This is a genomic window from Microvirga ossetica (assembly GCF_002741015.1).
GTDB classification, from domain to species: domain Bacteria; phylum Pseudomonadota; class Alphaproteobacteria; order Rhizobiales; family Beijerinckiaceae; genus Microvirga; species Microvirga ossetica.
Genome location: NZ_CP016616.1, coordinates 4,631,062 through 4,645,143 on the forward strand (window position 1 = coordinate 4,631,062; position 14,082 = coordinate 4,645,143).

12 protein-coding genes are annotated in these 14,082 nt (G+C 60.8%); 3 read left to right on the forward strand and 9 right to left on the reverse strand.

Translation table 11 applies throughout. The features are described 5' to 3' along the window. Nucleotides 1–72: 72 nt before the first annotated feature. The 8 genes from BB934_RS22145 to BB934_RS22180 all read right to left on the reverse strand — a co-directional run bounded on the left by BB934_RS22145 (nucleotide 73) and on the right by BB934_RS22180 (nucleotide 6,168). Nucleotides 73–984, reverse strand: coding sequence for a ribokinase (locus tag BB934_RS22145; RefSeq protein ID WP_099511549.1), 912 nt, complete (start codon nucleotides 982–984; stop codon nucleotides 73–75). Nucleotides 985–1,016: 32 nt separating this feature from the next. Then, complete coding sequence (rpiB, locus tag BB934_RS22150) at nucleotides 1,017–1,463, reverse strand: ribose 5-phosphate isomerase B (protein WP_099511551.1); 447 nt, start codon at nucleotides 1,461–1,463, stop codon at nucleotides 1,017–1,019. 64 nt (nucleotides 1,464–1,527) lie between these two features. After that, entirely contained in the window at nucleotides 1,528–2,319 is a 792-nt protein-coding gene (locus BB934_RS22155) for a transporter substrate-binding domain-containing protein (RefSeq protein ID WP_418294762.1), read from the reverse strand. Nucleotides 2,320–2,353: 34 nt separating this feature from the next. Then, a complete protein-coding gene (locus BB934_RS22160) occupies nucleotides 2,354–3,109 on the reverse strand; it encodes an amino acid ABC transporter ATP-binding protein (protein WP_099511552.1) in 756 nt (251 codons plus the stop codon). Between the two features lies 1 nt (nucleotide 3,110). Next, nucleotides 3,111–3,779: an amino acid ABC transporter permease gene (locus BB934_RS22165; RefSeq protein WP_099511554.1), complete on the reverse strand. Its 669-nt coding sequence runs from the start codon at nucleotides 3,777–3,779 to the stop codon at nucleotides 3,111–3,113. A gap of 7 nt (nucleotides 3,780–3,786) precedes the next feature. Then, a complete protein-coding gene (locus tag BB934_RS22170) occupies nucleotides 3,787–4,470 on the reverse strand; it encodes an amino acid ABC transporter permease (RefSeq protein WP_099511555.1) in 684 nt (227 codons plus the stop codon). Nucleotides 4,471–4,486: 16 nt separating this feature from the next. Beyond that, a complete protein-coding gene (locus BB934_RS22175) occupies nucleotides 4,487–5,389 on the reverse strand; it encodes an NAD(P)-dependent oxidoreductase (RefSeq protein WP_237050359.1) in 903 nt (300 codons plus the stop codon). Between the two features lie 26 nt (nucleotides 5,390–5,415). Continuing rightward, entirely contained in the window at nucleotides 5,416–6,168 is a 753-nt protein-coding gene (locus BB934_RS22180) for a FadR/GntR family transcriptional regulator (protein WP_099511559.1), read from the reverse strand. Between the two features lie 521 nt (nucleotides 6,169–6,689). Here BB934_RS22180 and BB934_RS22185 point away from each other — a divergent pair. Further along, nucleotides 6,690–7,904 carry a TAXI family TRAP transporter solute-binding subunit gene (locus BB934_RS22185; protein ID WP_418294718.1) on the forward strand — a complete coding sequence of 405 codons (1,215 nt, stop codon included), beginning with the start codon at nucleotides 6,690–6,692 and terminating at the stop codon, nucleotides 7,902–7,904. A 494-nt stretch (nucleotides 7,905–8,398) separates the two neighbouring features. Further along, nucleotides 8,399–9,910, forward strand: coding sequence for a serine hydrolase (locus tag BB934_RS22190; RefSeq protein WP_099513140.1), 1,512 nt, complete (start codon nucleotides 8,399–8,401; stop codon nucleotides 9,908–9,910). 89 nt (nucleotides 9,911–9,999) lie between these two features. On the opposite strand, the gene BB934_RS22195 is transcribed toward BB934_RS22190, so the two are convergent. Then, a complete protein-coding gene (locus BB934_RS22195; RefSeq protein ID WP_237050050.1) occupies nucleotides 10,000–11,862 on the reverse strand; it encodes a C1 family peptidase in 1,863 nt (620 codons plus the stop codon). A 1,587-nt stretch (nucleotides 11,863–13,449) separates the two neighbouring features. On the opposite strand from BB934_RS22195, the gene BB934_RS22205 reads away from it, so the two are divergent. Beyond that, a complete protein-coding gene (locus BB934_RS22205) occupies nucleotides 13,450–14,079 on the forward strand; it encodes a carboxylesterase family protein (RefSeq protein WP_210422118.1) in 630 nt (209 codons plus the stop codon). Nucleotides 14,080–14,082 lie beyond the last annotated feature (3 nt).

Below are 14,082 nucleotides of genomic sequence, written 5' to 3' on the forward strand. Positions count from 1 at the left end.
CGCAGATTGGGATCATAGACAGGGGGTGGTTCGACCGGTCCCGCTCCAAGCCGGACTTGTTACCGAGCCGGCTCACGCAATTCCGAGTTGCTCCCGTATCGGCATGCCCGTCTGAGCACCGTGAGCCAGGCAGGCCAGCGAGGCACCGCGGCAGGCTCGCTCAAGGGCTGTCGTGACGGGTAGTCCCTCATCGAGGCTACTGGCCAGAATGCCGACGAAAGTGTCGCCCGCCCCAGTCGTGTCGACGGGCTGAACCGGCTTCGCTTCGATAGTCTCGCGATACCCATTCGGGTGAAACACAAAGGCTCCGCGTGCACCTGCCGTCACAACGCATATGCAACCGGTCCGCGACAGAAAGCTTCCGGCCTCTTCAAATGCGGCCGTCGCGCGCCCGAGGAGTGCCGCCGCTGCGAGAGCCTCGTGCTCATTGACGACGAAGATATCGGTCGCATTGACGAGATCCGAGAGATCCGTCGCCGAGAATTTTGAGGGAGCCGGTGCGAGGTTCCAGATGACGCGGCCGCCGACAGCGCGAACCTGCCGGGCGACGCTGAGAGACCCAGGGAAGGGGACCTCCATCTGGAGAACAGCAACAGTGGAGGCATCGATCCCGAAGTTGCGGATTGATGCCTCCGTCAGCGTAGCATTCGCCCCGCTAGCAACGGTGATCGCATTTTCGCCGTGCTCATCAACGGTGATGAAGGCACATCCGGTCGGCTCAGTACTGTTGGTGACGAGATCAGCCCCCACACCATTGCGGTTGAGGTTGTCGCGCGCAGATCGGCCGAAGGCATCGTCTCCGACGCAGGCTGCGATCGTCACCCGACGCGGCAAAGAGGCCCGCGCGGCAGCGATCGCCTGGTTAGCACCCTTCCCGCCAAACAAGGTCTCATAGCGAGGCGAGAGGACAGTTTCGCCCGGGCGCGGGATTGAGGCCACGCGGGCGACAAGATCAATGTTGATCGAGCCAAAAACAAGGATCATGTCGCGCGCTCCTTTGCCCAAGTCGATCGGACTCAGCCTTCGGCATCCATGGCATGGAGCATTTCCACGCGACGGCGGCAGTCCTCGTCGGTGGAGAATTCCGCCGTTAGGTACGACTCAACGAGATCCTGTGCGAGCCAGGAGCCGACGATCTTGGCGCCGATGCACATCACGTTGACGTCGTCATGCTCAACGGACTGGTGTGCCGAATGGATGTCGTGGCAAACGGCAGCGCGGATGCCCTTGACCTTGTTGGCGGCGATCGACGCGCCGACGCCCGTACCGCAGACCATGATGCCGCGCTCAGCCTCGCCGGATTTGACTTTCTGGGTCAGTGCGCGGGCAATGTCCGGAAAGTCGACAGGCTTGTCATCGAAGGAGCCGACGTCGATGACCTCATGTCCGAGCGAGCGGACATGTTCGACCACTGCATTCTTGAGGGGCCATCCGGCATGATCCGACCCGATTACGACGCGCATTGGGAAACCTTTCTTTTTGATTGCAGGCGAGTGGTGCCGGGGCACCACTCGGGTTCTTCTAAGCTCAGCTCCGCATTTCCTGAGGGAGTTCGCTACCATGGAACTTCTTGTAGATCTCGTTTAGCTTGCCGTTCTTCAAGTTGATCGAAATCCATTCATTGAGCTTCTCGACCAAGCGCGGCTCACCCTTGCGCACACCGATGGCAAGATCGAAGGTGCGGATGAGCACCTTTGGCTCGAATGCACGGGCCGGGTTCTTGACTCCGATCTGGTTCACGATCGTTGCGGACGTTGCGACGCAGTCGGCCTGACCCGAGACGGCAGCTGTCACCATCGTGGCATCGTCGTCGAAGCGGGCGAGGGTGAGGTTGCGATCCTTCATGTTCGTTAGTTCGGTATCCTGCGTCGTGCCGCGGGAGACGGCGATCGTCTTGCCCTTCAGGTCGTCCCAGCCCTTTGCCTCAACGGTCTTCAGGCAGCCAACAACGGACTGCAAGGCCGCATAGGCCTTGGTGAAATCGATCACCTTGGCACGCTCGGGCGTGACCGAGAGGGTCGAGATGATGATGTCCGCCTTGTTGGTCTGGACGTTCGGGATCCGCGTCGCGCCGGTGGTCTGGATGAACTCGAGCTCGAGCCCAAGGTCCTTGGCGAGAAGCTGGGCGGTTTCTACGTCCGATCCCGTCGGCTTAAGATTGGCATCCATCATGCCGGATGGTGGAATCGCCAGGTCGGTCGCAATGCGGATCTTCTTCGCCTTCATGATGTCGTCGAGAAGGTCAGCATGTGCAGCTGTGGTGCCGAGCGCTACCATGCAGGTCATTGCGACTGCGGCAGCATAGAGCGGGCGCTTCATCATCGTCATTATCTCCCTAGGTCTTGGTTGTGGTTTAGAGCCCTGTGCCAACGAACTGGGCGAGTTCCGGAGTTGCAGGCGATGTCAGGATCGCGGCAGGCCCGGTCTCATGGACCTTGCCGTGGTGCATGAACACCACCCGGTTGGCGATACCCCTGGCAAATCCCATCTCGTGCGTGACCATCACCATGGTCATGCCGTCCGCAGCGAGCGCCTCAATGACTTTCAGAACCTCACCGGTCAGCTCCGGGTCGAGGGCCGAGGTCACTTCGTCGAACAGCATGACCTTGGGCTGCATGGCGAGCGAGCGGGCGATCGCCGCACGCTGCTGCTGGCCGCCGGAAAGCTGTTCGGGATATTGGTGGAGCTTGTCCTCCAGACCGACCTGGGCAAGGACCCGCCGCGCCTGCTCCTTCGCTTGGGACTTCGGGGTCCCCTTCACGGAGCAGGGGGCGAGCGTGATGTTCTGCTCTATAGTCAGGTGAGGAAACAGGTTATAGCTCTGAAAGACGATGCCGACATCCTGGCGCAGCGCTCTCAGATTGAGCTTTGGGTCGCTGACGCGATGGCCGCACACGACGATCTCGCCGCTGTCGATCGTCTCGAAGCGGTCGATGCAGCGAAGGGCAGTGCTCTTGCCCGAGCCGCTGCGGCCGATGAGGACAAGAACCTCGCCGCGATTGACCTCGAAGCTCACCCCGTTGAGCACCTTGAGCGCGCCGAAGCTCTTGTGCACGTTCGAAAGGCCGACGACCGATGAAGCGGTATCTGTTCTGGTGATCTTGTGCATGTCAGGCAGTCTCAAGTTCGATGCGAGCCGGGCCGCCCCGCGTTTCCAATCGGTGACTGAACCGCGAGAGCGGGTAGCAGAGGGCGAAATAGATGACGGCGATGATGGTGTAGATCAGGAAGGGCTCGAATAGGGAGTTGTTGATGATCTGACCCGATCGCGCGAGCTCAACGAAGCCGACCACCGACGCCAGCGACGTATTCTTGATGATCTGCACCATGAAGCCTACGGTCGGAGGCGTGGCGATCCGGACGGCTTGCGGCAGGATGACCTTGATCATCCGCTGGGAGCGGCTGAGGGCGAGTCCCTCGGCTGCTTCCCACTGCTGCTTCGGGACGGACTCGATGCTGCCGCGCCAGATCTCGCCGAGATAGGCACTGACGTAGATCGTGAGCGAGGCGCCCGCCGCCATTAGGGGAGAGACGGTCACGCCGAGCGCCGGCAGGCCGAAATAGGTCAGGAACATGATGACGAGAAGTGGCGTGCCCTGGATGAGCTGGACATAGCCGGCGCTCAGAAGCCGCACGATCCGGCTCGGCGAGATGCGGCAGAGGGCGATGATGAAGCCGGCCAAGCCCCCGCCGAGCAGGCCGATGAGCGACAGTCCGATGGTCCACAGCGCTCCGTAGCCAAGGAACATCAGGTGATTGACATTGAGGGAACCGCCCATCTTCTCCTCACAAAGGGGTGCCGAGGCGTCGACGACGCGGGAAGATCACGAGGCCGAGAAGCCAGAACCCGGCCCGCATGACCAGCGACAGGACGATGTAGACGAGAGCCACGAGAATATAGGTCTCGAAGGCGCGGTAGGTGTCGGACTGAACGTAGTTTGCAACCGCCGTCAGCTCCTCGGCCGAGATCTGGGACGTCACGGACGAGGCCAGCATCAGCAGCACGAACTGGCTCGTCAGCGCCGGGTAGACCTTCTCGATCGCCGGCAACATGACCACATGCCAGTAGATCTGGGCGCGGGACAATGCCAGACCTTCGGCAGCCTCTATCTGACCGCGGGGAATAGCGTCGAAACCTGCGCGGATGATCTCGGTCGTGTATGCGCCGACATTGATGGTGAGCGCCGCTGCGGCGACCGTGAAGGCGGAGAACTTCAATCCCAGGCTGGCGAGGCCGAAATAGACGAGGAAGATCTGGACCAGAAGCGGCGTGTTGCGGATCGCCTCGACATAGATGCCGCAAATGCGTGAGATCATCGGATGGTTGCTGCGTCGTCCGATGGCGCCAAGAACGCCGATAGCCGAGCCCAGTGCGGTTGCGATGAAGGCGAGTTGAAGGGTGAGCAGCGCTCCCTCCAGGAAGGCTGGCCATCGTTCGAGGATCGCGGCAAAATCCAGGTTGAGGTTCATCGCAGCTGATCCGGGGCTAGGTCGCAGCCTGGTTCGTCATTCGGTCGTAGACCCGGAAAAGAGCCTGATTGCCGTTCGTGCCTTCTCCGTGAGCGCGCGCCTCGACATACTGGCTGGTCACCAGGGCCGTTCCTGGCAGCGGGACGGAGAGTGAAAGCGCCTGCTCCTGCACGAGACGCAAATCCTTGAGCATCAGGTCGATGCGGAAGCCGGGAGAGGCATCGCCCGCGATCATCGCTGGCCCGAGCTTGTCGAGCATCCAGGACGCGGCCGAGCCGCCCAGGAGCACGTTGCGGAGCTGGTCAAGATCCACGCCGGAGGCGCGGCCGAGCGCAAGCGCCTCGCAAATGGCCTGGAGGTTGATGGCGCAGATGAGCTGGTTGCAGAGCTTGACCGTCTGCCCGGCTCCGGCCTCGCCCACATGAGTGATCGTCGTGCCCATGGCCCGAAAATACGGCTCGGCACGCAGGAAAGCGTCCTTGTCGCCCCCCGCCATGATCGAAAGAGATGCGTTCTTGGCGCCGACCGGCCCACCGGACACGGGTGCATCCAGGAAGGCCACGCCCGCAGCCTTGAGGTCAGCATGCATGCGGCGGACGGCAACGGGGGAGATCGTGCTCATATCGACGAGAAGCCGGCCGCGTGGCAGGGCGCTCAGCAGGCCGCCTTCGCCATAGACAATCTCCTCGACCTGCGGCGTGTCGGGGAGCATCGAAATGATAATGTCCGCGTCCCGCGCTGCGTCTGCCGGACTTTGGGCGCCGGTAGCACCCTGGGCAACGAGGTCGTCAATGGCCTCCTTGCGCACGTCATAGGCGCAGACTGCAAATCCGGCCTTGAGCAGGTTGAGCGCCATCTCGCGCCCCATCGTCCCTAGGCCGACAAAGCCGACCGTTGCGTTGCGATCGTTTCGTCCCATCGTGTCTTCTCGCTTTTGAACATGTGTCATGAGGCGCTCCGGGCTTCGGATTCGCCGATCGCGGCGCGCCGACGGAAATCGTCGCCGATCGCAAAATGCTCTCGCAGGACCCTTTCGGCATGCTCAGGGTCTCGGCCGACGATGGCGTCGAAGATGCGGCGGTGATCCTCGATCAGGTAGGTTTTCATGGAGTCGAACACCTGAAGAAGCTCCCGGCGACCGCGATGGGAGCGCATCAGGATGCCGGACAGCGAGTTGTGCAGCACGATCAGCGTCTCGGATTTGCCTGCGTTGACGACAGCGCGGTGGAAGTCGAAATCGGCTGCGCTGCCGCCGTCGGGATCGTCGATGGTCTCGACGATGCGTGCGAGCGCCTGCTGCAACCTCTCGAAATCGGACACGGTGGCCCGCTCGGCGGCAAGCCGGACGGCTTGGCATTCGATCGCGATGCGCGCCTGCATCACGTCGTCGACGACGTCAGACTGCTGCGCGAAGGCGAAGGTGAAGAAGTCGTTGAGAACGGACGGGTCCGGGCGGCGAACGATTGTTCCGACCCGGTCGCGGATTTCCACGACGCCAAGAACCGTCAGGGCGCGCAGTGCCTCGCGCAGGATCGGTCGGCTCACACCGAGCTGCGCAGCGAGATCGCGTTCAGGGATCAGCCGGTCACCCGGTCGCAATGAGCCCGCAAGCAAACGCTCGCGCAAGAAGGCGAAGACCTTCTCGAACCCCTTGCCGCCACTCTCCCTAAGCCGCGTGATTTCCAGATCAGCGGTCATTCATCTTACCTTGGTCAGACCAGAATACATACCAAGATCATGTGGTCAAGCGCAGAATGCCTCGGTGGATCTGCGATTGATCTAAGAGAATTTCCCGTTTGGCATATGTAATAAAATAAAGTTACTAAGTGGGCCCGAAATCGGTCGTATCTTACGACTAGCCTTTACGCATCACGAACGCGATTGAGTCTATGAGGGTGTCCCGCACAGTAATTTGCTGAGGACCGTCCGCGACCTGTCATTCAATTGTGAAGCTCGAGTTTTGGCACGACGCGGAAGTAAACCGAATGTCCACTCGAGCAGGGAGCACCGGACGTTCCTGCCGAGCAGTGAATTTCCTCGGATGACCCCAAGCTGACCTTTGAGGGAGTGCTCAGCGTTAGTGTCTGCACTTCCACCAAATTAACCATGAAGTGAAAGATTGCCTTTCAAGTGGTCCAGCGTCGTAGACGGCACCGCCCACGCTGATCAACATGGCTCCTGAGCATGCGACAGGGCTGGGGACCACCGAGGGCACTGTCATGTTTCGTCCCGTATGGCTGCTCGTGGCGGCAGGTCTTTGTTTGAGCTTGGAGGGGTGCTCCAACGAGGTCCCTCGCACCGTGGCGGCTGTCGGGCAGACCACGGCGGCTGCTCCCACGCATGCCCCGCCTGTTTCAAAGGTTCCATCCCGGCAGGCCACGGTATCGCAGCAGGCCACAGTACCGACACGCGAGAAGTCCCCGTTCATCGTCCTTGCGGGTGGCGATGGGCTCGCCGATGACCTTCTCGTTGCCAACCTTGCCACAGCCCTTGAGCGCAATCACCTCCACCTCCGGCTGGAGAGGAGCAAGGGACCTGAGCGAGACCTTCTCACGCTCCTCAACAATCCCGATATAGATGTCGCGCTCATTCCAACGGATGCCATCGAGTCCCTGCCTCGCCGAGTGCGAGCAGGTGCTCATGAGCGCCTTCGTTACCTTTTCCGGGTTCCGAGTCAGCGACTGCACATCTTAGCCCGAATTGACATCACGAACATTTATGACCTCAACGGGCGTAAGATCGACATAGGCCAGCCAGGCAGCGGCAGCTATCTGACGGCGCGCCTCATCTTCGACAAGCTTGGGATCAAACCGGAATTCACGACCTCCGATCAGGCCACGGCGTTTCAGCACCTCCATTCGAACACGATCCAGGGGATGGTTCTTCTCACCTCGGAAACGTCGAAGGAGGTTCTCGCATTTGAACCTGGTGGAGCCTATCACCTCGTACCCATCTCGTTTGAGACGATCGCTTCTCCGTTGGAAGAGCTTATTGTCCATTATGCTCCAAGCCAGTTTACGGCCGAGGAATATCCTAATCTTGTCGACCACGGCCACCCGACCGACACGATCGCGGTCAGTCGTGTGCTTGCACTCCGCAACTGGCTTGAGGGAAACGCCCATTACGAGCGTCTCGCTGATTTCAACGAGGCTCTTTCGACCTATTTGTTCGAAGGGTTTCTGAAGTCAGCCGACAACGGAACCAATCCGGCCGAGCAGGCGCTTGGTTGGAAACGTTTCCGGCCGACCGAGATCCTGCTCGCGCGTAGAGCCCAACAGGCTGAAGAGCATCGTGCGTTTGAGGAGTTTACGGGGGCACAAGGCACTTGTCCCTTGCCGGACGCAGCAGCGCGCGAGCGCCTGTACAACGACTTTCTGGCGTGGCGGAAGGCCCGCGGACAAGATCCGAGCTCTGCTGGTTCTGACATGAGATGACAAACGCGCTCCGCTGGAGAGATCAACAGAAGATATGAGGGGGTGCCTGACCCCTCAGCAAACACTCCGGCAGGAGGCAGTACCCTCAGTTCAGGAGGCAAACCGGAGGTTTGTGAATTATTGGGGTACGTTCAGCAATGTCGGCCATAACCCTGCAAAGCTCCCCGATGCATTCGAGACCTCTGAACGATGGATCTTCGCCGACTGCGACGGGAATGGTCGCCGGAGGTTAGGAGCGGTTCGACGTGTTCGTCGATGTGCTCAAGCAGCTTGCCGACAAAGCCTAGCAGGACGGAGCCAGGGGATGCTAAGGCGGCGCCTCTTTGCTGAGTTCCAAAGGATACTCGCCAAAGAATATCCCTCAGCAATAATCCGTATGTTGCACTTTCCGGTCCAGAAACTCAAACTACACATGCAAGGGTCATCGTTTCACGAGGAGTTCATCAATGCGGACTTGGACTGGCTTGGTTCTACGGCGCGGCCGGTTGTTCGTGATGGCGGCAGGCATGGCATTTCTGCCAGGAGTGGCCGAGGCGCAAACCATCCAGCGAGAGAGGATCACGAACGCGCTGCCCAGACTCGAGGCCATGATCGACAGGATCATCGCGGCCAAAGAGGTGCCGGGCTTGTCCATCGCCATCATCCATGATGATGAGGTCGTCTACCGCAAGGGTTTCGGCCTGCGCGAGATCGGCAAACCCGACATGGTCGGTGCCGACACGGTGTTCCAGATCGCATCCCTGTCGAAGCCCGTGTCCTCGACCGTCGTGGCGGCGCTGGTGAGTGAAGGGATTATCTCGTGGGACAGCCGGCTCGCGGATATCGATCCTGCCTTCCGCTTGGCTGAGGCTTACCCGACGAGCATGATCACGATCCGCGATCTGTTCGCCCATCGCAGTGGACTTCCGGGTGGCGCCGGCGACGACCTCGAGGAGATCGGTTACGGTCGTGACGAGATCCTTCAGCGTCTGAGGCTGCTGCGCCCGGCCTCCAGCTTTCGCTCAGCGTACGCCTATAGCAACTTCGGTCTCACGGCCGGGGCGGTAGCGGCCGCGAAGCCGACGGGCCGATCCTGGGAAGATGTCGCCGAGGAGAAACTCTTCCGACCGCTTAGGATGACGTCGACCAGTTCCAGGCATGCGGACTTTCTCGCGCGACCGGATCGGGCTGCCTTGCACATCAGGGACAATGGCGGTTGGGCTGCGAAGGTGCGGCGCAATCCGGACCCGCAGGCGCCGGCCGGCGGAGTCAGCTCCACGGTCGGCGATCTGGCAAACTGGGCACGCCTGGAACTCGGCCGCGGAATGTTCGACGGGAAGCGCCTGATCGCCGTTAATGCCCTCGATCAAACCCACGAGCCTCTGATGTCTCGTGGCCCTAATCCGGTCACACAGGCCCAATCATTCTACGGGCTTGGCTGGAATGTGGAGTTCGGACGGCATGGACTGACATGGGGGCATGCGGGGGCCTTCAGTACGGGTGCGCGCAGTCTCGTCACTCTCTATCCGAAATCGGGCCTCGGGATCGTGGTGCTTTCCAATGCATTCCCGACTGGAGTTCCCGAAGGTGTGAGCGACAGCTTTGCCGACATGGTCTTTGACGGGGAGGTCAGCACGGACTGGGTGACAGCTTGGGATAAGGCTTATGCCGGGCTGTTTGGGCCGGCGATCGGGGCGGCGAAGGCAACCTATGCCAAGCCTCCGGTACCGCGAAGTCCCCCCCTTGCGCCCGAGGCCTATGAAGGGCGTTATGCCAATCCTTACGTTGGTGAGGCCATCGTGAAACGCGAGGCAGGAGGTCTTGTGCTGAAGGTCGGGCCGGGAGAGGGGCAAACCACTGCCCTGCATCACTTCGATCGCGATCTGTTCCTCACCTATCCCGGCACAGACATGCCCGAAATGCCCTCGGAGGTCCGGTTCTCAATCGGCCCAGACAGCCGAGCGACGGCGGTGACGATCGATTTCCTAGACGGAAGCGGCGTTGGCACCTTGCGGCGGGCTCCTTAAGCGAGCCCACCTGCCTGTCAGCGTTCGCTACGCAGAGCCCAGCCTCGCCGCGGCTCGTCGTACACGGGCGAGGTCTCGCATTCAGGCCGCTAATAACCGGTCAGCTCATCGGCCTTCGGTGGGTGGGGCACGGGTTGTCCGAGAACCCTCGACATGATTGTCCCGAGAGTTGCAGCATCGTTGTCGAAGCCGCCATGCGAGCGAGATGCGGTCTTGCCACCGATGCCCGTCGAGTAAGCGACCTCAAGCTTCGAGTGGGAGGGAAGCTCCCGCACATAGGTCTGCATTCCGGCAATCGGCGTATTCGGCATCTGCTCATAGGCACGCGAGACCAGATACAGCAGGGAGCGGCTGTAGGACGGCAGCAGGGGAACGTTGGCGGAAACAGTATCATCCTGCTCCAACTGGTCCGTCAGATTGTATAGGTAGATCCGGTCTTGTAACTTCAACGCGCCTTTGCCGGTCAGATAGGGCTCATAATGTTCCTTGAAAAACGCAACCGTGCAGGCCGGCGCCATCAGCTGGATCGTTCCGAGCTCGAGCTTGCTCAGGTTGAACCGTCCCAAGGCGGAGAGCAGGTATCCGAGCACATTTGCACCGGCGCTGTGCCCGACGAGATGTAGCTTCGGGCGCCGAGGCGCTTTGTCGAGGCCGGACAGCAATGGCGACAATCCCTTGAACCCGCCATCGTACTCGGATCTGCGGCTGAAGGACATCAGCGCATCTTGTTTCATGTTTCGCCAGGCGTATGAACCGGTCTGCTTTCCGATGCCGGCCTCAAAGAACCAGTCGGACAACGCGCCGCCGATGCGGCCGACGGCAGGCGACCGGGACAGCTGCCCGAACACCTCATCGATGAACCCTGAATCCCACATCAGATGGAAATTGTAGAGGCGGTTCCGGCCATAGATATTGTTCCGCTTCCAGGTCGCAATGCGCTGGGCCTCGGCCCCGAGCGGGTTCAGGCCACCATGCGCATAAATGATGAGGTGCTCATAGCCGAGATTGTCATTCGCGTCGGCTTTGGTCAGGCGCTCGACGGTCTCCTGCATCTCGGTCGCTGTCGGCGAGCCGTACTTGCCCGCCGTGACGAGGAGCCCGTCATCGATGTTGACGAAATGGCCGACGATGTCGCCTCGGGTTGGCTCGTTGGAACCGAAGAGACCCGTTGTGCTCGTTGGCGTTGCGCCTGGAGCGGCCCCGAATGCCGCCGGGGCGCGGACACCGAGCTGCAGCACCCACGCGTCCATGATCGTGTTCGCCCAGTCCGCATAGATCCACTTCGCAACGCCGTTCACGCCCCAGTCCGGCCCCCAGGAGTTTAGGACCCAGAAGCCCGTGTCGTCGTATCCCACGATCGCAAAGGCATGGCCTCCGACGGAATCGCCGCCGGGCTCGATGAGATCGTCCTTCGGGTTCTCCCAGTGCGAATGGATCTGCGCGGACACGTAGATCACGCCGATCTCATTGAGCGCCGCATGGTAGTCGCTGATATCCGGCTGAAGCCGGAAATAGGCGCCCAGCCGGGTTTCCCGAGCTTCCTTCGCCATGACATAGGTGAGCGCCCAATCTTCGATCCCGGGCTTGTCCGGCGCGGTGGCATCGGTGCAAACGCCGCTCTGGTAAAGACCCTTGATCGCTCCGCGCAGGCTCGATCCTTCGTAGGCCGTGCCCTCCCATTCGTCGTTGCGCTTCGCCATCTCGTAGAGCATGCGCGAGCTCACCGGCTCCGGCCGGTCGGGACCGATTTCCCGGCACCGCAGGAAGTCGATCACATGCGCCAAGGCAAAGCCCGTGCAACTTGAGTCCTTGCCTTGGTCCCGGACGGGAAATGCAATTCGCGGGTAGATGCCGGGATGGAGGGATCTCAGGTGGGGAAGATAGATGCGATCCCGGATGTCGGGCATGTCGGGGAGGATGTCGAGCACATGGGCCCCGAGTTTCTTGCTCACACCGGCGAACGCGCGATTGCCAACTTGGATCCCTGTCGTAATCGGCGTCGTCGATGTGCTTGCATCGGTGGGAACGCTGTCGGGGACCGCTGCGGGCGCGGACCGTGGGGCGTTGCGGATCGTGGCCGGCCGGGAGGAGGAAACATCGGACCGGCTAGTCTTCCGCGATCCTTTCCCGGAGTTCGATTGGGCTCTTGCTCGCGCCATGAAGTCACCGCAGCAGTCGATCGCCCCCGCAACATCATCTCACGCCCCAGGGTAGCCGTCGACTGGGGGAACCTGGTTTTCGACGGAGATTGGCGGCGGAATATCGGGTGTGGGCCGGATAAGGAATATCTGACGGTGGCAGCGGCGGAATGTCGGGATCAGGCCTGTCGGACATAGATCACACCGTTCGTTTGTCTGTTCCTTAGCAAATCGATGAACGGCATCGTCGGGCCGCATTGAGGCAAAGATCTGCCGACAAGCCAGCTCAGAATAGGCTTCAATCTGATCCAATGAGGAACGGATCGCCTCGGATTCAGACCACCGGAACGGCAACCATCGCTTGGACATTATCTCAAACCACAACCCGCTCGTTCAGGGATGACGACAAGTATGTTTGACAATCTGCCCTCGGCGTTGCTTGCACTCTTCCTCGCCTTCTGTGTCCTGTGGCTGATCTGGCAGGCGCTCCGGCGGCTCCGGTCATTCCGCAGAAAGACGCAAGAGCCCTATCTTCAAGCGCAACCCGCGCCTCGCACGAGCCCCCATGAGGCAGCCCAGCCGCAGGCGGCAACCACAATCTCGACCATTCCAGATGCGGCTGATATTCTCGCTCTTAAAGCAGCTATCGACAATCTGGCACGGCAAGTTGCTGCCTTGGAGAAACGACTGGCATCCGGACAAACCGATCTTCAATCAGCCTCGGCTTCACCGAGCGCGAGGACCGTCGAGCCGAGATCGGAGCTACCCGCTGTGACGCCGGATCATCGGATCTGAGGCAGGTTCGGCCGCTTGGCTGTAATTCAGCCTGAACCCCAGACCCGGTCACGTACTCGGCCTCAACGTCTCAGAAGCGTTTGGCTTGTGCTCAAACCAGGAGGGTTACGACATGCTCCGCCTGTAACCCCACTGGTATCGGCGGTTGCTTCGCATCATCAACAGGGTGCGCTCATGCTGGTCCGGATCAATGTCTCTGAGCCGCTTTACAACGCGAACCCGGGCAGCCCACAGGCTGGGTACGGAGGCTCCCAACGTGTCTAGTCCGCCTTGCGCCTGACCGGCCCAATGCGATTCAACACCGCACGCGGAATGTGGTAAGCTTTCACGGCAGCGTCATCCTATGTTGGCGATGCGGTCGCAGCGCTGCACGATCTGGCCAGTGCCTACAGGCGCTTGCGAGCCGCCATGGCCGATGTGCCAGCGTGAAGATCTTGCGGAATGAAGCCAATGAAGAAGCATAGGCGAGTTTCACCAACACTGCTGAGCTTAGCCTTGATATCGGGCTTAATGCTTGCCAGTGCCGGGCTTCGGCTCCCAAACGCGCACGCTGCTACTACTGGCAGCCAGGAGCCTCACTCCTTCACAAAGGAAATCCGCAAGTCCGTGACCCTCAACTACCTCCTCTACGTTCCGTCAGGATACGGGCAGGACACGAGCATGCGCTGGCCGTTGATCCTGTTCCTCCACGGAGCCGGAGAGCGCGGCTCCGATCTCGAAAAGGTCAAAGCCTATGGTCCACCCAGACTGGTATCAGAAGGCCAGGAACTGCCCTTCATCATTGTCTCTCCACAGGCTCCGGAGCGCACCACCTGGGATCCGGACGCGCTTAATGCGCTTCTTGACGAGATTGTCGGCCACTACGCTGTCGATGAAGGCCGGATCTATCTGACCGGTGTCAGCATGGGAGGTGCTGGAGCCTGGAGGTTGGCTTCAGCTTACCCGGAGCGCTTTGCTGCTACAGCGCCGATTTGTGGGGTGGGGGATCCCAGCACGGCCCGGCGACTCGCGAAAATTCCAACATGGGTGTTTCATGGCGCCAAAGATGACCTTGTCCCGCTCCAGGCGAGCCAGGAGATGGTTGATGCCTTGAGGGAGGTTGGAAACGCAGCGAAGTTTACAATCTATCCCGATGCCGGGCACGATTCTTGGACACCGACCTACAACAATCCCGCCCTTCTTGATTGGTTTTTGAACCAGAAACGGCAGGCGCCCAGTGTTTCTCACCTTAGGTGATGG

What these genes read in the sequence shown, in the direction of transcription:
- BB934_RS22145 (WP_099511549.1), bottom strand. Translation starts at nt 984, where the DNA reads ATGATCCTTGTTTTTGGCTCGATCAACATTGATCTTGTCGCCCGCGTG.
- rpiB (WP_099511551.1), bottom strand. Translation starts at nt 1,463, where the DNA reads ATGCGCGTCGTAATCGGGTCGGATCATGCCGGATGGCCCCTCAAGAAT.
- BB934_RS22155 (WP_418294762.1), bottom strand. Translation starts at nt 2,319, where the DNA reads ATGAAGCGCCCGCTCTATGCTGCCGCAGTCGCAATGACCTGCATGGTA.
- BB934_RS22160 (WP_099511552.1), bottom strand. Translation starts at nt 3,109, where the DNA reads ATGCACAAGATCACCAGAACAGATACCGCTTCATCGGTCGTCGGCCTT.
- BB934_RS22165 (WP_099511554.1), bottom strand. Translation starts at nt 3,779, where the DNA reads ATGGGCGGTTCCCTCAATGTCAATCACCTGATGTTCCTTGGCTACGGA.
- BB934_RS22170 (WP_099511555.1), bottom strand. Translation starts at nt 4,470, where the DNA reads ATGAACCTCAACCTGGATTTTGCCGCGATCCTCGAACGATGGCCAGCC.
- BB934_RS22175 (WP_237050359.1), bottom strand. Translation starts at nt 5,389, where the DNA reads ATGGGACGAAACGATCGCAACGCAACGGTCGGCTTTGTCGGCCTAGGG.
- BB934_RS22180 (WP_099511559.1), bottom strand. Translation starts at nt 6,168, where the DNA reads ATGACCGCTGATCTGGAAATCACGCGGCTTAGGGAGAGTGGCGGCAAG.
- BB934_RS22185 (WP_418294718.1), top strand. Translation starts at nt 6,690, where the DNA reads ATGTTTCGTCCCGTATGGCTGCTCGTGGCGGCAGGTCTTTGTTTGAGC.
- BB934_RS22190 (WP_099513140.1), top strand. Translation starts at nt 8,399, where the DNA reads ATGGCGGCAGGCATGGCATTTCTGCCAGGAGTGGCCGAGGCGCAAACC.